Source organism: Pseudomonas sp. MS01C9 (assembly GCF_058202755.1).
This window is the reverse complement of sequence record NZ_CM177073.1, coordinates 891,966-911,895: the sequence shown is the minus strand read 5'-3', so window position 1 is coordinate 911,895 and position 19,930 is coordinate 891,966. Positions and strand designations below refer to the sequence as shown.

The window sequence follows — 19,930 nt, the reverse complement described above, 5'->3', positions numbered from 1 at the left end:
GATGTTGTCGTTCTGGATCGCCTTGCAGTTTCTCAGCAGCCTGCCGGTTCGTCTGCCCGGCATGCCCGAGCCGACGCAGCTCGGTCGGTCGCTGTTGTTCTATCCGTTGGTGGGGGCGTTGTTCGGCGCATTGCTGTGGATCCTCAGCGCTGCGCTGTCCGGAGCGCCGCCACTGCTTCACGGAGCCCTGCTGCTGACGGCGTGGGTGCTGCTCAGTGGCGGCCTTCACCTGGATGGTCTGGCCGACAGCGCCGATGCGTGGCTCGGTGGTTTTGGCGACCGGGAGCGTACGCTGTCGATCATGAAGGACCCCCGCAGCGGCCCCATTGCCGTGATCACGCTGGCACTGGTGTTGCTGCTCAAGTTCACTGCGCTGCTGGCGCTGATCGAGCAAGGCCAGGCCGTTGCCCTGATCATCGCGCCGGTTCTGGGACGTTGTGCGCTGCTGGGCCTGTTCCTGAGTACGCCTTACGTGCGAGCTGGCGGATTGGGCCAGGCACTCGCCGATCACTTGCCACGAGACGCGGGCTGCAAAGTGCTGTCGATCAGTGTGCTGGGCTGTGTTCTGCTGGCGGGGTGGACGGGGATCCTGGCATCGATCATCGCGACTGCTGTGTTTATCGGCCTGCGGCACATGATGCTGCGCAGGCTCGGGGGTTGCACTGGAGACACGGCCGGGGCGTTGCTGGAGCTGCTGGAAATGGCCGTGCTGGTGGGCTTGGCATTGGCCTGATCCGTACTTGGTCTTGATTGACAAGGGATTCATTTCGCTTCGCTGCGCAGGCATCCTCGCCAAATTAAAATTTGCATTCACTTAGTCGCGGGTATATACACGCATCATGCTTCCTTCCCAATGTCTATGCATCAACCTGCGTCGTGCCGCCCGGGGCGTCAGCAGGTACTACGACGGAGCCCTCGACGGTTTCGGCATCAACGTTGCCCAGTATTCGCTGTTGAACAACCTGGCACGCCTGGACCAGCCGAGCATTTCCTCCCTGGCCGAGGCCATGGGCCTGGATCGCAGTACCCTTGGGCGAAACCTGCGAGTACTGGAGGGCGAGGGGCTGGTCCGGCTCGCAGAGGGTGAAGACCTGCGCAACCGCATCGTGATGTTGACGGAGGCCGGGCATGCCCGGCTCGAGGCCGCGTTGCCGGCCTGGGAAGCGGCGCAACAGAAACTGATCGATAAGCTGGGTGCCGAGAAACGCGCCACCTTGCTGGCCTTGCTGGATGAACTGGCGTGAAGCCGGTTCGTTCGACGATAAGTGGGTATATACCCACAACCGGAGAATAAAATGACATCGATGTGGCGTACCTGTGGTTGGGTCCTGGTGGGCAGCGCGCTGATCCTGGCGTTGTCCCTGGGGGTGAGGCATGGCTTCGGGCTGTTCCTGGCGCCCATGAGTGCCGAATTCGGCTGGGGCCGCGAAGTGTTTGCCTTCGCCATTGCCTTGCAGAACCTGATCTGGGGCCTGGCACAACCCTTCACCGGAGCCTTGGCCGATCGCTTCGGTGCGGCCAGGGTCGTGCTGATCGGTGGCGTGCTTTATGCCCTCGGCCTGTTGTTCATGGGGCTCTCGGATTCTGCCTGGTCGCTGTCGTTGAGTGCGGGACTGCTGATCGGGATCGGCCTGTCCGGTACGTCGTTCTCGGTGATCCTGGGGGTGGTCGGTCGCGCGGTGCCGGCGGACAAACGCAGCATGGGCATGGGCATCGCCAGTGCTGCCGGCTCGTTTGGCCAGTTCGCCATGCTGCCGGGCACGCTGGGGTTGATCGGCTGGCTGGGATGGTCCGCCGCGCTGTTGGCGCTGGGCCTGCTGGTGGCGTTGATCGTGCCGTTGGTCAGCATGCTCAAGGACGTGCCGGCGCCGCTGTCCAGTCATGAACAAACCCTGTCTGAAGCCTTGCGCGAGGCGTGCAGTCATTCCGGGTTCTGGCTGCTGGCATTCGGTTTTTTTGTCTGTGGTTTTCAGGTCGTGTTCATCGGCGTGCACCTGCCCGCCTATCTGGTGGACCAGCACCTGCCCGCCAGCGTGGGAACGACCGTGCTGGCGCTGGTGGGGTTGTTCAATATCTTTGGCACTTACACGGCGGGCTGGCTCGGTGGCCGGATGTCCAAGCCGCGCCTGCTGACGGGCTTGTACCTGCTGCGCGCGGTGGTGATCGGCCTGTTCCTGTGGTTACCGGTGACCACCACCACTGCCTACCTGTTTGGCATGGCGATGGGCTTCTTGTGGCTGTCTACGGTGCCGTTGACCAATGGCACGGTGGCGACTCTCTTCGGTGTACGCAATCTTTCGATGCTGGGAGGGATCGTGTTCCTGTTCCACCAGTTGGGGTCATTCCTCGGTGGCTGGTTGGGTGGGGTGGTGTACGACCGCACCGGCAGCTACGACCTGATCTGGCAAGTGGCGGTCCTGCTCAGCCTGCTGGCGGCTGCGCTGAACTGGCCGGTGCGTGAGCGTCCGGTAGCGCGCCTGCAGGTGCAGGCGGGTGCCGCATGAGCCGCGTCGGTCCGTGGTTGCTTGTCCTGGGCGCTGGCGCGCTGCTGGCGTTGGCCTGGTGGGGCTGGCATCAGGGCGGGCTGGCATTGATGCAACTGGGCATGGGCAACTGCTGAACAATGGACGGCACCGTGCGTGCGGAGTAACGTCGTGGTCTGATCGGCTTTCAAGGACATTCGACATGCTGATGCGCTGGCTTGCTGTTTCCGCTCTGCTGCTGGCCGTGGCCGGACAAACCCAGGCCGCTGGCTGCCCGCCGTTGCTGGAGGGTTCGTTGCCCAAGCTGCGGGCCAAGGAAACCATCGATCTTTGCCAGCACTTCGCCGGTAAGCCGTTGGTGGTGGTCAATACCGCCAGTTTCTGTGGGTTCGCCCCGCAGTTCAAAGGCCTTGAGGCTCTCAACCAGCGCTACAAGGGCGAAGGGCTGCAAGTGTTGGGCGTGCCATCCAATGATTTCAAGCAGGAGTCCAAGGATGGCGCTGAAACGGCCAAGGTTTGCTACGTCAATTACGGCGTGACCTTCACCATGACCGAGCCTCAACCGGTACGCGGCGCTGACGCCATCCCATTATTCAAGCATCTGGCCGAGCAATCCAGCGCACCGAAATGGAATTTCTACAAATACGTCGTGGACCGCCAGGGCAAGGTGGTGGGCAGTTTCTCCAGTCGCATCAAGCCCGATGATCCCGAATTCATCAAGGCAGTGGAGGCGGCCATCGCATCCCGACCCTGATTGCTCTCATGAGAAAGCCCCGTCTCTTTGCAGAGGTCGGGGCTTTTTTTGGGCTTTGAAATCTGCCGTGATCCACTCGAGTCTCAGTCATATCCAATACGTTTTATTGCTTGGAATGTTGTGAATGTTGAGTTATCCAGTTTGCAAATAATTCCCTGGTTGTGTGTGGCGGGTTCAATGATTAGTGAGGAAGTTGGATAAGGCAAATAAAGTTGAAAGTTTTATTGTGATTCATGGGAGGAAGAGTCTGTAGCTAGTTGTTGGGAAGAGGGAAGGCCCGGACTGGAAAAAACATTTTTTATCCCACTCGATCGCTCGGGTATTGATCGGGTGCACCAGTGTCGGCTGGCTGTACGGCCATCTAGTGAAGTAGCGCGCAGTCCTGAGAAGTGCCTCAGAAGTCCCGCTCTAGAGGCATCAGAATTTCTCGGTCCTTCTGCTTGGCAACATTCGGTTGCATCGGATGATTTCATATAGCTACCATTTGGCCTGTGGCGCGTCCTATTGGTCGCTATCGGGCTCGGGAAAACGGTCCTGGTCTTGGCCCAAAGTTATCGTGATCGTCGTTGTATCGATGATTCAAGAAGTTCGGAGTTCATACGAATGATCACTGTTGATGCGGCTGTGGAAGAGTTTGTACGCTTACTTGATGTTGCGACTGTCATTGCGCAAGAAATGAAGAATAGTTCCAGGGATGCCTGTGTTATCCAGGCGGCTGAAGTCACGATCAAGAACCTCAAGGGTTTTCGCAGCCTGGCGCTGTCCGGCGGGCTGCCGAGGCCATCGAGAGGTGAGGTTGCCCTAGGGGCAGGTCTCGATTTGCGTCGTGGTGTTGGCGAATGGGCAGGAGCCGGTAAGTTGGTGGAGGCTATTGGTCAGGTCGAACATCACTACGAACATTCGCTGTAAGCTGACCGCCTGGCGGATAGAGCGTTGGATACAAAACGCCCGATGCTGGGCACCGGGCGTCAGGTTGAAGCAAAGCGGCGAGCGTACAGCCTCGCCGTGAGTTGTCAGAAGCGGTAGGTTGCGCCAACGCCGAAGCCGTTTGCGCTGTTTTCGTATTCAGCGTTATAGGACTGGCCCAGTGCGTTGGTTTGATTGACGTTGACTTTCTCTTCCTTCAGGTAGGAATAGGCCACGTCGATGGTCAGGTCTTCGGTTGGGCTCCAGCCGGCACCCAGGCTGAAGATGGTCCGATCGCCGGTTGGAATACGAGGCGAACGGTCCGTGTTGTTGGCCGGCGACTGGTCGAACGTCAAACCGGTGCGCAGCACCCACTGCTTGTTCAATCGATAGGACGTACCGATGGCATAGGCCCAGGTGTCATGCCAGTTCTGCTCTTCGGTGATGGTGCCGAGAACCGGGTTCAGCAGGCCGCCGCCCGTCTCGGTCCCTTTGTTTTCCACAGTGATATCTTTCAGGCGGCTCCAGCGAGTCCAGGTGCTGCCCGCATAGACGGTCCAGGCATCGTTGATTTCCTGGGTAACCGAAAAGTCCACCGACTCTGGCGTGGTAATGTCCAGCGAAGCATCGTAGCGTGCGCCGCTGAGGAAGCCGGCGGGGACGCCAGCGCCCGGGCTCACTTCGGTATGGCCGTCGAGCTTGTACTTGACCTTGGAGTGGTAGGTCAGGCCAACGCGCGTGGTGTCGGTCGCCTGGACCAGCAGGCCGATATTGTAGCCGTAGCCAATGTCGTCGCCCTTGATCTTGACGTTGCCATCAGTACCCGGCAAAGGCGCTGGCAAGGTCAGTGCCGATTCCAGGGAGCCCGAAATGCGGTTGATGGTGGGACCGAAACCGATCGACACCTTGTCATTGAAGGCATAGCTGACAGTTGGCTGGAAGGTGACGACCTTCACTTCGCTCTTGCTGCCGAAATTACGGCCCTGGAAACTGCTTTCATAGTCAGTGATCAGGCCGAACGGTGCGTACACGCCCAGGCCGAAAGCCCACTGGTCATCGATAGGCTTGACGTAATAACCCATCGGAACGCCGGTGAGCGGAACCATGTCGCCCTTGTTGGTGCCCGATTGGGAGCCACTGGCATCGTTGATATCGGTGGAGGCGTCGATGGCAGCAAAACCGCCAGTCACTTGCTGGCGCTTGAGGCGCGACATGCCGGCAGGGTTACCAAATACGGTGCTTGCGTCGTCTGCGGAAGAGGAACGACCAGCGAAACCAGTGCCCATGCCACTGATGCTTTGTTCGTTCAAGGCAAAGCCACTCGCGAAGAGTTGGCTGGATGCCAAGGTAACGGCAAGGCCGAGGGTGGTTTTGAGCATCATTTTTTTCATTGTTAGAACTCCTGGTGATCACCGGCGCAAAAACTACCAATATTTTCGTTCAAGCGCTATAGCCTGTTTCGCTTGATTTAGAGCGGTTTTGTAGGACAATCCGACCAGAATCGCGACCAATACCTGAACTTTTTAAAATCCCGTTCAGCAGGCGACCTGATTCAAGGGTGAAACACATTGTTGCCAGGCGCAGGTGAAATCTCTCAAGCGCCCTTGGGGATGAAAGGTCTGGCGCCAGATCCGGGCCATGCCCAGCAGATCGTCGGCCTCGGGAAGCGGTGTGTTCTGTTCTTCCACCAGTAGCCATGCGATGGCGGTGGCGTAGCGAAGATTGACGGTCAGCTCCAGGTGGGGGCCGCTGAGAAAGGCGTGCTGGCTGGCGAGGCCGCGCACCAGGCTGGCGCGTTCAGGGTCGCGGGCCAGATAGTCGTCCCAGAGCGCGCGATGACGAGGCTCGGGAATGCGATACAGGCCATGTCCGCGGCGGTCATGCAGGGCTGATCCCAGGGCCGACTGGCTGGCGGCGATCCCCAGCAACAGGCATTCCGCCGTGCTGCTGTGGCTCCCCAGGTAAAGGAGCGTAGGGCGGATCACATATCGACACAGTTCGCTGGCAGCGATACCCATAAGACCCTCGAAGCGTAGAAAGGGGCGAAGCCTGAAGATGTGGGCTTGGCAGCGGTGGATCGGTCCAGGCTCCGCCGGAAGCGGATCATGCCGCTTGACTTGAAGTGTAGTGTCATATTTGCGCTGTAAAGGACTGTTTTTAAAACATCTTCAGCGAACGGTTATAACCGTTATATCCCTTGGTACTTAAGCCGTTGCGCTTCTACGGGCTTTTCCAGGCAATAAAAAGCCCCGCTTTTTCAGGGCGGGGCCTTTGGTTTCAGCTTGCTGGCGTTCAGGCAACCAGGGCCTGGCGGGTACGCTCGATCACGGCCTGCAGCGGTTCTGCGCTGGAGTACTGATCGGGATACAGGCGTTCGCTGTGACGGGCGATGCCGTGTTCGTTGACCAGCGTGAAGCTGAAGCAGCCTTTGCGAGCGGCCAGGATCAGGCAGTTCATTGGAGCAAAGGCGTTGGTGAGGGTGCGGATGGCATCCTGTGTCTGGATTTGAGTCGACATGTTATGGGTGTTCCTACAAATGACACGGTTAAGAACCGTGCAACGTTAAAACGTTCCAGTAACGTCGACCACCATTGGTCGAACGAAGAACCCGACTGGAACAAAGCAGCCAGTTTGAGCGCTGTATAAGTGCGCGCTTGGGCCGGCAGGTAGGTACTTAGGAGGGCAGGCGACACATCAAGGCAGAGGTTCTGGGCCCAGGGTGAAGATCCTGATCAATTTGCAGGGTGGTTCGTTCAGAGTAAGGGACTTGGCGACGCCTTTGTATTCTTCCAAAGGCTGTGTTGTCGCGAGTGTTACCTGGAAACCATCGAGGGGTCCGGTCTCTTTCACCGGTGGGCTATCCTTCTGGATGGCTGACCGTAGCGTGAAGAGTTTGACCCGGAATTGATTTTCAGCTTGGTACTAACGGCGCGGATAGTAACGGATCGATCCGGCAAAGGAAAGGCCGTTGATCAAAAAATCTCCAATGCAGCGGTGCCGGTCACAGGCCCCGGATCTCCGGGACACGGGCGAACGGAGCGAGCGATGGATGTCGGGGGCTACCCGGCCGCGGCGGTTGTGCAAACGCACCAAAAAAAAGCAGAGATATAACCGTTTCGTTGTTACTTGTGCACACTTGTGGCGACGGCTGTCACTCAACTGTCATGTCGAAACAATCCCGGGTGGGTGCCTGTATCCAAAATTTAAGTCAATGAAAAACATCGCTTTTTTTTACTGGTGAAAAAATCGTCAGTTTAAGCGCAGGCCCCGTCCTACAGGGCTTGCGACCCATTCAAGGGGGGTTGTCCACTGAGTTATCCACAGCTTCTGTGGATTGTCCCAAGCACTTGCTCTAGGACGGGCGTGCCGGATTTTTTCGACTTTACCGGCACGAAAAAAGGAGTAGAGTGGCGCGCCTTCCGATCTGTCCCGCAGTGCTTTATGAAGTTTCGCTCAGTATCAACGGTTGTTACCTCCACACCCTCTGGTGTTACCTCTCCCAAGCGTATTTCGATGCGAGTTGCCGAGTGGCTGCTCGACAGTCCCCGACTCGCGGCAAGCCCCAGCGTAAAGCACCTGGCTGGCCGTTTGCTCAAGCAGCCGGCTCGCGACGGCGTGGTGGCCGCACAAAGTCGCCTGGGTCAGTTGATGTGCCGTGAATGCGGGAACGCCAGGGACCGGCGCATCGGCCAGGACCTGTTGCGCCAGGCCGCTCGGGCCGGGGACTCGCGGGCACAAAAGGCCCTGACTGAAATAGAAAGGTGAAATCGAAGACGCGACTGGGCAACCTGCAGCGGCTTGGTTAACCTTCGGGCTTTATTCGACCGGCAGGATTTGTCATGGCTATGGATTTGACCAGCCTGTTGTTTGGCCTGGCAGGCGCAGCAGTGCCGCTGCTCGCTTTGGCCTGGCATCTGCAACGCCAGGCCGCTGCCGCGCAGACGGAGTTGGCCTTGCTCGAAGAGCGCCTGGCAATGGCCCATATGGCCCATGATGGCTTGAACGCCCAGCTCGATGCCTGCCGTGACGAAATCAGCGACCTGAGCCAAGCCAATGCCGCCAGGCAAGCCGAGCTCGCTGCTGCCTGCCGTGAAGTCGAGTTGTTGCAGATCGAGCGCGACAACGCCCGGGATGCCGCCCACGCCTGGAGCCTGGAACGTGCCAGCAAGGAGGCGGAACTGCGACGGCTCGATGCCCAGGCCGCGTCCCTGAACGCCGAATTGCGCGAACAGCAGGAAAGCCACCAGCAACGCCTGAACGACCTGCAAGGCTCGCGAGACGAACTGCGCGCGCAATTTGCCGAGCTGGCGGGAAAGATCTTCGACGAACGCGAGCAGCGTTTCGCCGAAACCAGCCAGCAGCGCCTGGGACAATTGCTCGATCCGCTGAAAGAGCGCATCCAGTCCTTCGAGAAACGCGTCGAGGAAAGTTATCAGGCCGAGGCACGGGAACGTTTTTCCCTGGGCAAGGAGCTGGAGCGCCTGCAACAGCTGAACCTGCGCCTGAGCGACGAAGCCACCAACCTCACCCGGGCACTCAAGGGCCAGAAGACCCAGGGCAATTGGGGCGAGTTGATCCTGGAGCGGGTGCTCGAACACGCGGGGCTGGAAAAGGGGCGCGAATACCAGACCCAGGTCAGTCTCAAGGGGCCGGACGGCGAGCGATTCCAGCCCGATGTGTTGATTTACCTGCCCGGCGACAAGCAGGTGGTGGTGGATTCCAAGGTCAGCCTCACGGCTTATCAGCAGTACGTGGGCGCCGAGGACGATGCCGTTGGCCTGCATGCCCTCAAGCAACACGTCGCTTCATTGCGAGCCCACGTCAAAGGCTTGGCCGGCAAGGATTACAAGCGGCTGGAAGGTCTGCACAGCCTGGATTTCGTCCTGCTGTTCGTGCCGATCGAAGCCGCGTTTTCCGCAGCCTTGCAAGCCGAACCTAACCTGTTCCAGGAAGCCTTCGACCGCAACATCGTGATCGTCAGTCCTACCACGTTGTTGGCGACGTTGCGGGTCATCGACAGCCTGTGGAAGCAGGAGCGCCAGAGCCAGAATGCCCGTGAGATCGCCGAGCGGGCCGGATGGCTGTACGACAAGTTCGTCTTGTTCATCCAGGATCTGGACGAAATCGGCAGCCGTCTGCAGCAGTTGGACAAGGCTTACGGTGCGGCGCGTAACAAGCTGACGCAAGGGCGTGGCAACCTCATCAGCCGCAGCGAGCAACTGAAGCTGCTCGGTGCCCGGGCCAGCAAGAGCCTGCCCACTGAACTGCTCGAGCGGGCGATGAGCGATGGGGATGGGTTGCCTGAGTTGCCGGAAGAAACCGCGAAAATCCAGGATTGATGAAATCCTTGGGTCTGGTGCGAAACCTGTGGCGAGGGGATTCATTCCCGTTCGGCTGTGCAGCAGTCGTAAACCGGCTTGCATGGTTCGTCTGCTGCGCCGCAGTGCGCAGGGCAGGGGGCACAACCCAGCGGGGATGAATCCCCGCGCCCACAGCTCGGTGCCCGGCCGGAAAACCCTTGCGCCTACAACGGCAAATGCCGGCTCAATAATGCTCGCAACGCCGCCGGCTTCACCGGTTTGGCCAGGAAGTCCAAGCCCGCGGCGTGCACTTGGGCGACAGTTTCGGGCCGACCGTCTGCGCTGATCACCACTCCCGGCACGGGTTCGCCCATACGCTTGCGCAGCCAGGCCATCAGTTCCGTGCCGGTCTCGCCACCGTCCAGGTGGAAATCCACCAGGGCCAGTTGCGGGCGGCCACCCTGGGCCAGCCAGGACTCGCATTCCTCGCGGTTGCGCGCTGTCCGCACCTGACAGCCCCAGCGCGTCAGCAGACTGTTCATGCCGATCAGGATGCTGTCTTCGTTATCCACGCACAGCACCTGGGCACCGCTTGGCAGGACACCGTTGGGTTCGACGACGGCACTGGGCACGGCGTTCTGGGTGCGGGCCAACGGTACGCTGACGCTGAAAACACTGCCACGCCCAGGCCAGGAGCGTACGCGCAAGGTATGGCCGAGCACGCGGCACAGCCCGTCGGCAATCGCCAGACCCAGGCCGAGGCCTTTTTCGGCCCGGGTCTGATGGCTGTCCAGCCGTTTGAATTCTTCGAAAATCACCTGTTGCTTGTCTTCGGCGATGCCGGGCCCGCGATCCCAGACCTCCAGGCACAGCTCGCCGTTGCGCCGGCGTACGCCCAGCAGTACCGGGCCCTTGGCATAGCGGAAGGCATTGGTGAGGAAGTTCTGCAGGATGCGCCGCAGCAACTTGATATCGCTGTCGACCCGCAGCCGCGAGCCGCGCACCCGGAATTTCAAGCCTTGTTCCTGGGCCAATGCGGTGAATTCGGCGCCGAGGATATCGAACAGCTCGTTCAGGGCGAAGGGCTTGCGATCGGGGTTGATCTTGCCGTTTTCCAGGCGCGAGATGTCCAGCAGGTCGGTGATGAGGTCTTCGGCCGAGCGCAGCGAGCTGTCCAGGTGCTGCACCAGTTGCCGGGCCTCGCTCGGCAGGCTGTCATGCTGGTGGGACAGGGCGGCGGAGAACAGGCGGGCGGCATTGAGCGGCTGCATCAGGTCATGGCTGACCGCCGCCAGGAAACGGGTCTTGGACTGATAGGCCGCCTCGGCGGTACTTTTGGCTTCGGTCAGCGCCTGGTTCAACTGCGACAATTCCCGGGTGCGCTCAGCGACCCGTTGCTCCAGTCCTTCGTTGGCTTCGGTCAAGGCCTGTTCGGCTTCGCGGAACGCGGTAATGTCGGTAAAACTCATGACGAAACCGCCACCCGGCATCGGGTTGCCGATCAGCTCGATCACCCGGCCATTGGGAAACAGTCGTTCGGAGGTATGGGCGCGTCCCTGGCGCATCCAGTGCAGGCGCCGGGCAACGTGGACCTCCGCCTCGCCCGGCCCGCAGAGGCCGCGTTCGGCGTTATAGCGGATGATGTCGGCAATGGGCCGGCCAACGCTGATCAGGCCGTCCGGGTAATTGAACAGCTCCAGGTAACGACGGTTCCAGGCCACCAGCCTGAGGGACTGGTCCACCACGCTGATGCCCTGGGTGATGTTCTCGATGGCCCCCTGCAGCAGGGCCCGGTTGAACTGCAAGACTTCCGAGGCTTCGTCAGCGATCCGTACGACATCTTCCAGTTGCATCTCGCGACCTTCGATCGCCGCCTTGACCACCGCCCGTGTCGAAGAAGCCCCCAGCACACCGGCCAGCAGGCGTTCGGTGTGGGCAATCCATTCGCTGTCGGCATTCTGGTTCGGGTTGAATCCCTTGCCTTGACGGTAGGCGAAGCGGATGAAGCTCTGGCGTGCCCGTTCCTCGCCGACGAACCGGGCGGCCAGTTGCAGCAGATCTTCGATATGCACCGCCAGCATCGAACGGGCATTGGGGCGTGGGCTGATCTCCTGGCCGATGAAGCGTCCGGCCTGCCAGTGTTCCGAGACACGGGTGCGCGACAGCAGGGAGACCCAGGCAAACAGGCTGAAGTTACCGGCCAGGGACAGCACGACACCCTGGGTCAGCGGGGTGATAGGCAGGTCCAGGGGATTGCCATGCAGCCAGGCCAGCCCCGGGAAACTGTCCAGCGACCAGCCCAGGCTGTGGGCCGCGATGGGCAGCACCAGGGTGTAGAACCACAGGAAGATCCCGGCGGCGAGACCGGCGAATACGCCGCGGCGGTTGGCCTGTTTCCAGTACAGCGCGCCCAGCATGGCGGGAGCCAGCTGGGTCACGGCGGCGAAGGCGATCTGGCCGATGGTGGCCAGGCTTGCCGTCGAGCCCAGCAATCGGTAGCTGACGTAGGCCAGCAGCAGGATCACCACGATACTCACCCGACGAACCGAGAGCATCCACTGGCGGAACACTTCGAACGGCCGCTCGGCGTTGTTGCGACGCAGCAGCCAGGGCAACAGCATGTCGTTGGACACCATGGTAGAGAGCGCGACACTCGCCACGATCACCATGCCGGTAGCCGCCGAGGCGCCCCCGATGAACGCCAGGACCGCCAGCGACGGGTGGGCCTGGGCCAGTGGCAGGCTGATGACGAACGAGTCGGGCAGCACCGAGCTGGGCAGCATCATTTGTCCGGCGAGGGCAATGGGCACCACGAACAGCGCGGCCAGGGCCAGGTAGGCGGGGAATACCCATTTGGCCAGGCGCAGGTCCTGGGGATCGATGTTCTCCACCACGGTGACGTGGAACTGTCGCGGCAGGCAGATGATCGCCATCATCGCCACCCCGGTCTGCACCACCATGGAAGGCCAGTTGATGGTTTCCTTCCAGTACTGTTCCAGTCGCGGCGCGAGCATCGCCTGGTTGAACAGGTCATCGAAGCCGTCATAGAGACCGAATGTCACGAAAGCGCCGACCGCTAGGAAAGCGAACAGCTTGACCAGGGATTCGAAGGCGATGGCCAGCACCATGCCGCGGTGGTGCTCGGTGGCGTCCAGGTTGCGGGTGCCGAAGACGATGGTGAACAGGGCCAGGATCAGCGAGACGATCAGCGCGGTGTCCTGGGCGCGAGTGCCCATGGCGTCGGCGCCGGCGCCGATCAGCAGGTTCACGCCGAGCACGATGCCCTTGAGCTGCAAGGCAATGTAGGGCAGCACGCCGACCAGGCAGATCAGGGCGATCACGATGGCCAGGGATTGGGATTTGCCGTAGCGGGCGGCAATGAAGTCGGCAATGGAGGTGATGTTCTCCTGCTTGCTGATCAACACCATTTTCTGCAGGACCCATGGCGCCAGCACTAGCAGCAGGATCGGTCCGAGATAGATCGGCAGGAATGACCAGAGTTGTTCGGCGGCCTGGCCCACGGCGCCAAAGAACGTCCAGCTGGTGCAATACACCGCCAGCGAGAGGCTGTAGACCCAGGCCCGCACCCGCGGCGGCAGCGGTGTGCTGCGCCGGTCGCCATAGAAGGCGATGGCGAACATGATGGCCATATAGGCCAGGGCAACGACGGCGATCAGCCCGCTGGACAACGACATGAAAACTCCCGAACGAAGAACACCGGGACCTGGCCCGGCACGACAGTCTCGCACGCCCGCTCGGGTTCGTCAGTGTCGACCAAGGTCGAGGCGTGGCGAGGTGTCGCGGGCCATAGGGAGAGGGCTTTGCCGGAGCGATTCGCGAGCCGGTCCGTTGCCGTCGCAGGCTACCGAGCCAAGGCCAGATCGATCAATCGATACAACTCTTCGACCTCCAGCGGAGCGGTCGCAAAGAGAATGCGAAACACCGTCGGCGCCACCACCACATTGATCAGCCGCTCGATGCCCGGGTTTGGCGCCTCGGGATAGCGATCCAGGATGATCTGCAACTGAGCGCTGATAATCCCCACGCAATGCCCAGGCGTAGCGCAGGCCTGGATGTCGCGCATCATGTTGCGCCCGGGTTCGGAGCTCATTTCGTCCAGATACTGCTCGGCCCAGGCGCGCAGGTCGCCGCGCAGGCTACCGGTGTTGGCTGGTTCGCTGTCGGGGCGCATGCGGGCGATGGCGACGTCTGCCAGCAAGGCAGCCAGATCGCCCCAGCGCCGGTAAATGGTGGACGGCGTCACGCCGGCACGCGCGGCGATCTGCGGCACGGTGAGGGTGGCGCGGTCCTGCTCCTGGAGCAGGGTGCGGACCGCCGAATGAATCGACTCCTGGACCCGGGCGCTTCGACCGCCGGGGCGTAAACCTTCTTTAATAGCCATGCAGCGGACCTTAACACAAAGAATTTGCTTTAAGCACCCATCGGTAGCACACTGCGCAAAAGCAAAAAATTAGCTTTTGCGGATGATCCCTTGCGGAGTGTGCCCATGTCTCGTCCAGCTTCGACCCGTGCCAGCCTGATTTTCCTGGCCATCACCTTGCTCGGTTTTCTCGCCGCCTCCAGTGCGCCGACGCCGTTGTATCACCTTTATCAGGAACACATGCAATTCTCCCCGGCGATCCTGACGCTGATCTTTGGCGTATATGCGTTCAGTCTGCTCGCCGCCTTGCTGACGGTGGGGTCGCTGTCGGATTACCTGGGGCGCAGGCCGGTGATCTTTGTGGCGTTGTTGCTCAACATATTGGCCATGTCGCTGTTCATCAACGCCGACAGCATCGGCTGGCTGATCTGGGCCCGTCTGATCCAAGGTTTCGCCACCGGCATGGCCACCAGCGTGCTTGGCGCTGCGCTGTTGGATTTCGACCGCCGCCAAGGTCCCTTGATCACCAGTCTCGCACCCTTGCTCGGCATGGCCTTTGGGGCCTTGGGTTCTGGCCTGTTGGCGCAGTACGCCCCATTGCCGCTGGAACTGGCCTACTGGATCCTGCTGGGGTTGTTCCTGCTCCAGGCCGCTTACCTCTGGCGCCTGGCCGAAAGCGTCAGTCCGCAGCCCGGGGCTTGGCAATCCCTGCGTCCGACCTTGCATGTCCCTGTGCAGGCGCGGCGGGCGTTATGGCTGGTATTGCCACTGAACCTGGCGGCCTGGGCAGTGGGTGGTTTCTATCTGTCCTTGGCCCCGTCCCTGGTTCGCGCGGCAACCGGATCGACCTCCAACCTGATGGGGGGCGCGCTGGTGGCGGTGCTGACCCTGACGGGGGCATTGTCCATCTATACGCTGCGCAACCAGGGAGCGGACAAAATACTGCGTCTTGCCGCCGGCTTATTGATGAGCGGCCTGGCCCTGGTGTTGATCGCGGTGCATGGCGGCAGCCTGCCGCTGTTTTTCCTCGGTACGCTGGTGACCGGCAGTGGTTTCGGTGCCGGCTTCCTGGGCGCGTTGCGCAGCATCATGCCGCTGGCTTTGCCCCACGAGCGGGCTGGCTTGATGTCGGCGTTCTATGTCCTCAGTTATCTGGCTTTCAGTCTTCCATCATTGCTGGCCGGAAACCTGACCCGGGTGTTCGGATTGATCGCCACCACCGATGGCTACGGCGCCGTATTGATGTTGCTGGCCGCCGGAGCGTTATGGGGGCTGCTGCGTCAGGCGCAGGGTAGGGCGGTGGAGCAACGCAGTGTGTGACTTATCTATAAAATAGATTAGCTATAGAAAAATTACCCGTTATATAGATATTCAATTCGGATCTAGCATGGCTCCACCTCATTCGAGGACAGGAGTTCGCCATGACATGCTGCACCGAAAGAAATCGCTTGCGCCCATTGAGCCATTTGCCCAGGCCGTTGGAAGCCATTCGCCAGTTCACCCCGAACTGGTTCGCCGTGACCATGGGCACCGGGGTGCTGGCCCTGGCCTTGGCCCAGTGGCCGGGAGGAGGATCCGGGCTGCGCCTGCTGGGTGAAGGACTGTGGCTGTTCAATGCCGCGTTGTTCGTGCTGTTCGCCGGCCTGTACGCCGCCCGTTGGGTGTTGTTCTTCGATGAGGCGCGGCGGATCTTTGGGCATTCCACGGTTTCGATGTTCTTCGGCACCATTCCCATGGGGCTGGCAACCATCATCAACGGTTTGCTGGTGTTCGGCTTGCCTCGCTGGGGGGAGGCAACAGTGCCCATTGCCGAAGTCTTGTGGTGGATCGACGTGGCAATGTCGCTGGCCTGCGGCGTGCTGATTCCATTTCTGATGTTCACCCGTCAGGAGCACCGGATCGACCAGATGACCGCCGTTTGGCTGCTGCCCGTGGTGGCCGCCGAGGTGGCGGCTGCCAGCGGCGGGCTCCTGGCACCGCACCTGGCGGACGTGCATTCGCAATGGGTGATGCTGGTCACCAGCTATGTCCTCTGGGCGTTCTCCCTGCCCGTGGCCTTCAGCATCCTGACGATTCTGCTGTTGCGCATGGCCTTGCACAAACTGCCTCACGAAAACATGGCGGCCTCGAGCTGGCTGGCCCTCGGTCCGATCGGTACCGGTGCCTTGGGCATGTTGCTCCTGGGCAGCGAAGCGCCAGGGATATTTGCCGCCAACGGCTTGCCGGGCGTCGGCGAAATCGCTGCAGGGTTGGGCTTGGTGGCGGGGATTACCCTATGGGGCCTGGGCTTGTGGTGGATGTTGATGGCGGTGCTGATCACCGTCCGCTATCTGCGCGACGGTATCCCGTTCAACCTTGGTTGGTGGGGGTTCACCTTTCCCCTGGGGGTCTACGCCCTGACGACGCTGAAGCTGGCGAGCCTGTTGGGCCTGGCGTTCTTCACCGGGTTCGGTTGCCTGCTGGTGGTATCGCTGTTGCTGATGTGGCTGATCGTCGCCCGTCGTACCCTGCTGGGGGCATGGCACGGTGAGTTGTTCGTGTCGCCCTGCATCGCGGGGCTGGCGAAATAATTGCCCGGCCCCTCCAAAGCGGCGTGTCGTGGGGTAATGTGTGGCCTGGATCGAAAAACGTCATTCCAATAAGCGTCCAAGCCACTCAGGTACATGGAAGATGAGTCACTCGTCACAGTTCACCTTGCTCCGCAAGCGGCGGTTCCTGCCGTTCTTCATCACGCAGTCCCTTGGGGCGTTCAACGACAACGTGTTCAAGCAGTCGCTGATCCTCGCGATCCTCTACCGGCTGACCATCGAGGGTGACCGTTCGATCTGGGTCAACCTCTGCGCGCTACTGTTTATCCTGCCGTTCTTCCTGTTCTCGGCATTGGCGGGGCAGTTCGGGGAAAAATTCGCCAAGGACGCGTTGATTCGTCTGATCAAGCTTGGCGAAATCGTCATCATGGCAGTGGGCGCAGTGGGGTTTCTGTTCGACCACCTATGGCTGATGTTGCTGGCGTTGTTCGCCATGGGGACACATTCCGCGCTGTTCGGGCCGGTAAAGTATTCGATCCTGCCGCAAGCGTTGCACGAAGACGAGTTGGTCGGTGGCAATGGCCTGGTGGAGATGGGCACTTTCCTGGCGATTCTCGCCGGTACCATCGGCGCGGGGATCATGATGTCCTCGACTCATTATGCGTCGGTGGTGTCCTCGGCGATCGTCGGTATTGCCGTGCTTGGCTACCTGGCCAGTCGCAGCATTCCGAGGGCAGCGGCGGCTTCGCCGCAGATGCGCCTGAACTGGAACATCTTCAGCCAATCCTGGGCCACCCTGAAGCTGGGGTTGGGCCAGACCCCATCGGTATCCCGCTCCATCGTCGGTAACTCCTGGTTCTGGTTCGTCGGGGCGATTTACCTGACGCAGATTCCCGCCTATGCCAAGGAGTGGATGCACGGGGACGAGACCGTGGTGACCTTGATCCTGACGGTGTTTTCCGTGGGCATCGCTCTGGGCTCGATGCTCTGTGAGCGCTTGTCCGGGCGCAAGGTCGAGATCGGCCTGGTGCCGTTCGGTTCGTTCGGCCTGACAGTGTTCGGGCTATTGCTATGGTGGCATTCCGGTGCGATCCCCGACAGCGTCGACGGCCACGGTTGGCTCCAGGTACTGGGATTCGGACACGCCTGGCTGGTGCTGATGGACATCCTTGGCCTCGGCATCTTCGGCGGTTTCTACATTGTGCCGCTGTATGCCCTCATTCAATCGCGAACCGTTGAAAATGAACGGGCACGGGTCATCGCCGCCAACAACATCCTCAATGCCTTGTTCATGGTGGTTTCGGCGATTGTATCCATCGTCCTGTTGAGTCTGGCCAAGCTGTCGATACCGCAGCTGTTTCTCGTGGTTTCGCTGCTGAACGTCGGCGTCAACGCCTACATCTTCAAGATTGTCCCCGAGTTCAGCATGCGCTTCCTGATCTGGCTGCTGAGCCATTCCATGTACCGCGTGGAGCATCGCAACCTGGAGGCGATCCCCGATGAGGGGGCGGCGCTGTTGGTCTGCAACCACGTGTCTTTCGTCGATGCGCTGTTGATTGGCGGTGCAGTGCGTCGGCCGATTCGCTTCGTGATGTACTACAAGATCTACAACCTGCCGGTGCTGAACTTTATCTTCCGTACCGCCGGGACGATTCCGATTGCCGGGCGTCAGGAAGATATCCACATCTACGAAAAGGCCTTCACCCGAATCGCGCAGTACCTGAAGGACGGTGAGTTGGTGTGCATTTTCCCTGAAGGAAAACTGACGGCTGACGGTGAGATCAATGAGTTCAAGAGCGGGCTGACACGCATCCTCCAGGAAACCCCGGTGCCGGTGATTCCCTTGGCATTGCAGGGTCTGTGGGGCAGCTTCTTCAGTCGCGACCCGGCCAAAGGGCTGTTTCGTCGGTTCTGGTCGCGGGTGACGCTGGTGGCGGGTTCGGCGGTCGCGGTCGAGGCGGCAACACCTTCGAGTTTGCAGGCGTTGGTGGGCGATTTGCGCGGCACTGTCCGCTAGGGCAGAAAAACTGTGGGAGCGAGCTTGCCCGCGATTGCAATCTGTCTGGCGTTGATGTCACAGGCAAACCGCTATCGCGAGCAAGCTCGCCCCCACGGGTCGATCAGGCGCTGACCTTGAGCCCGATCAACCCCACAACGATCAATGCCACGCTGGCCAGGCGAACCAGCGCCATTGATTCGCCGAACAGAATGATCCCGGCGATCACCGTGCCCACGGCGCCTACGCCCGTCCAGATCGCATAGGCTGTGCCCAGAGGCAACTCCTTCATGGCAAGGCCGAGCAGGCCCAGGCTGATGGCCATGGCGGCAATTGTCAGTGCCGTGGGGAGAGGACGACTGAACCCGTCGGTGTACTTCAGGCCTACGGCCCAGCCAACTTCGAACAGGCCAGCAAAAAATAGAATGATCCAAGACATCAGACACCTCATCGATGGATGGGGTCGTCCCCGGATTCAAGACTCAATCGAGTAGCGGGGTCGTCCCCGCAGTGGAGGGATAGAGTGCCCATGATCGGGCACTCGATCAAGCCTGACTTAATCGGCTGTTTGCCGGGTGCCGAGGGTTTCGCCGTCGCGCTTTTCGCTCATGCGCCGGAAGTACGTCGAGAGCAGCGCTCCGGAAATATTGTGCCAGACGCTGAACAGCGCACTGGGGACCGCCGCCAGTGGCGAGAAATGCGCACTGGCCAGGGCCGCGCCGAGGCCGGAGTTCTGCATGCCCACTTCCAGCGCCAGGGTCTTGCGCTGGGCCAATGGCAGGCCGAACACGCGGGCGGTGAAATAGCCCAGCAGGTAACCGAAGCTGTTGTGCAAGATCACGATAGCCATGATCAGCAGGCCGGATTCGGCAATCTTCGCCTGGCTGGCTGCCACCACCGCCGCCACGATGATCACGATGCTTACCACGGATATCAGCGGCAGCACTTCTACGGCATGGCGAACCCGGGCGCCTAGCAGGCGTTGTGCAACGATGCCCAACGCGATCGGCAACAGCACGATTTGCAGGATCGACCAGAACAACGCCGAGAACGATACCGGCAGCCAGGCCGAGGCAAGCAACCAGATGAGCGCTGGGGTCAACACAGGTGCGAGCAGGGTTGTGATCGCGGAAATCGCCACGGCCAGGGCCAGGTCCCCTCGAGCCAACCAGGTCATGACATTGGACGACGTGCCGCTTGGGCAACATCCCACCAGAATCACGCCGACCGCGATCTCCGGTGGCAGGCTGAACACCTGGCACAGCAGCCAGGCGGTACCCGGCATGATCACGAACTGGGCAATCACCCCCAGGGCCACACGGCCTGGATGACGGGCCACTTCGGCGAAATCCTCCAGCTTCAGGGCCAGGCCCATGCCGAACATCACCAGGCCCAGCAAGGGGACGATGGCAACTTTAAGGTCGACGAACCATTGTGGTTGGAAGAATGCCAGCACCGCGAAAAATAGTACCCAGTAAGCGAAGGTATTGCCGACAAAGCGACTCAATGCAGCCAGTGCGCGCATGACCTGATCCTTATTATCAAGAGCATCGAATACTGATGTGGGAGCAAGCTTGCTCGC

The 19,930-nt window shown here is 60.7% G+C and carries 17 protein-coding genes; 10 read left to right on the top strand and 7 right to left on the bottom strand.

The annotated features are described in order from the left end of the window. Nucleotide 1: 1 nt before the first annotated feature. The 5 genes from AC1M7R_RS04225 (at nt 2) to AC1M7R_RS04205 (ending at nt 4,146) form a co-directional block, all read left to right on the top strand. Nucleotides 2-733, top strand: a complete 732-nt coding sequence (locus tag AC1M7R_RS04225; RefSeq protein ID WP_072431633.1) for an adenosylcobinamide-GDP ribazoletransferase — start codon at nt 2-4, stop codon at nt 731-733. Nucleotides 734-839: 106 nt separating this feature from the next. Then, nucleotides 840-1,244, top strand: a complete 405-nt coding sequence (locus AC1M7R_RS04220; protein ID WP_072393992.1) for a MarR family winged helix-turn-helix transcriptional regulator — start codon at nt 840-842, stop codon at nt 1,242-1,244. Between the two features lie 51 nt (nt 1,245-1,295). Continuing rightward, complete coding sequence (locus AC1M7R_RS04215) at nt 1,296-2,504, top strand: MFS transporter (protein ID WP_072393989.1); 1,209 nt, start codon at nt 1,296-1,298, stop codon at nt 2,502-2,504. A gap of 181 nt (nt 2,505-2,685) precedes the next feature. Next, entirely contained in the window at nt 2,686-3,237 is a 552-nt protein-coding gene (locus tag AC1M7R_RS04210) for a glutathione peroxidase (protein ID WP_072393986.1), read from the top strand. A gap of 603 nt (nt 3,238-3,840) precedes the next feature. Next, a complete protein-coding gene (locus AC1M7R_RS04205; protein ID WP_072431632.1) occupies nt 3,841-4,146 on the top strand; it encodes a hypothetical protein in 306 nt (101 codons plus the stop codon). 104 nt (nt 4,147-4,250) lie between these two features. On the opposite strand, the gene AC1M7R_RS04200 is transcribed toward AC1M7R_RS04205, so the two are convergent. From AC1M7R_RS04200 to AC1M7R_RS04190, 3 genes are all read right to left on the bottom strand, one after another. Then, on the bottom strand, nt 4,251-5,534 hold the full coding sequence (locus AC1M7R_RS04200; RefSeq protein WP_072393980.1) for an OmpP1/FadL family transporter: 1,284 nt from the start codon (nt 5,532-5,534) through the stop codon (nt 4,251-4,253). A 144-nt stretch (nt 5,535-5,678) separates the two neighbouring features. Then, nucleotides 5,679-6,161: a hypothetical protein gene (locus AC1M7R_RS04195; protein WP_072431631.1), complete on the bottom strand. Its 483-nt coding sequence runs from the start codon at nt 6,159-6,161 to the stop codon at nt 5,679-5,681. A 274-nt stretch (nt 6,162-6,435) separates the two neighbouring features. Continuing rightward, a complete protein-coding gene (locus AC1M7R_RS04190) occupies nt 6,436-6,660 on the bottom strand; it encodes a hypothetical protein (RefSeq protein ID WP_053147385.1) in 225 nt (74 codons plus the stop codon). 924 nt (nt 6,661-7,584) lie between these two features. Between AC1M7R_RS04190 and AC1M7R_RS04185 the strand changes: the two genes are divergently transcribed. Both AC1M7R_RS04185 and AC1M7R_RS04180 read left to right on the top strand, forming a co-directional pair. Further along, nucleotides 7,585-7,908, top strand: coding sequence for an SEL1-like repeat protein (locus AC1M7R_RS04185; protein ID WP_072393974.1), 324 nt, complete (start codon nt 7,585-7,587; stop codon nt 7,906-7,908). A gap of 188 nt (nt 7,909-8,096) precedes the next feature. Beyond that, on the top strand, nt 8,097-9,482 hold the full coding sequence (locus tag AC1M7R_RS04180; RefSeq protein ID WP_177305116.1) for a DNA recombination protein RmuC: 1,386 nt from the start codon (nt 8,097-8,099) through the stop codon (nt 9,480-9,482). A 185-nt stretch (nt 9,483-9,667) separates the two neighbouring features. Here AC1M7R_RS04180 and AC1M7R_RS04175 read toward each other — a convergent pair whose 3' ends face one another. Beyond that, a complete protein-coding gene (locus AC1M7R_RS04175) occupies nt 9,668-13,138 on the bottom strand; it encodes a hybrid sensor histidine kinase/response regulator (protein WP_072393967.1) in 3,471 nt (1,156 codons plus the stop codon). 167 nt (nt 13,139-13,305) lie between these two features. Further along, on the bottom strand, nt 13,306-13,845 hold the full coding sequence (locus AC1M7R_RS04170; protein WP_072393964.1) for a TetR/AcrR family transcriptional regulator: 540 nt from the start codon (nt 13,843-13,845) through the stop codon (nt 13,306-13,308). 105 nt (nt 13,846-13,950) lie between these two features. On the opposite strand from AC1M7R_RS04170, the gene AC1M7R_RS04165 reads away from it, so the two are divergent. The 3 genes from AC1M7R_RS04165 (at nt 13,951) to AC1M7R_RS04155 (ending at nt 18,369) form a co-directional block, all read left to right on the top strand. Next, complete coding sequence (locus AC1M7R_RS04165) at nt 13,951-15,144, top strand: MFS transporter (protein WP_490610256.1); 1,194 nt, start codon at nt 13,951-13,953, stop codon at nt 15,142-15,144. A gap of 101 nt (nt 15,145-15,245) precedes the next feature. Further along, nucleotides 15,246-16,394, top strand: a complete 1,149-nt coding sequence (locus tag AC1M7R_RS04160; protein ID WP_072431626.1) for a TDT family transporter — start codon at nt 15,246-15,248, stop codon at nt 16,392-16,394. A gap of 100 nt (nt 16,395-16,494) precedes the next feature. Beyond that, the gene (locus AC1M7R_RS04155; protein ID WP_490610255.1) at nt 16,495-18,369 is read left to right on the top strand and encodes an MFS transporter; all 1,875 of its coding nucleotides are present in this window, start codon (nt 16,495-16,497) and stop codon (nt 18,367-18,369) included. A gap of 103 nt (nt 18,370-18,472) precedes the next feature. On the opposite strand, the gene sugE is transcribed toward AC1M7R_RS04155, so the two are convergent. Both sugE and AC1M7R_RS04145 read right to left on the bottom strand, forming a co-directional pair. Next, on the bottom strand, nt 18,473-18,787 hold the full coding sequence (gene sugE / locus AC1M7R_RS04150) for a quaternary ammonium compound efflux SMR transporter SugE (protein ID WP_411385366.1): 315 nt from the start codon (nt 18,785-18,787) through the stop codon (nt 18,473-18,475). A 117-nt stretch (nt 18,788-18,904) separates the two neighbouring features. Then, entirely contained in the window at nt 18,905-19,873 is a 969-nt protein-coding gene (locus tag AC1M7R_RS04145) for a bile acid:sodium symporter family protein (RefSeq protein WP_072393952.1), read from the bottom strand. Between the last annotated feature and the right edge of the window lie 57 nt (nt 19,874-19,930).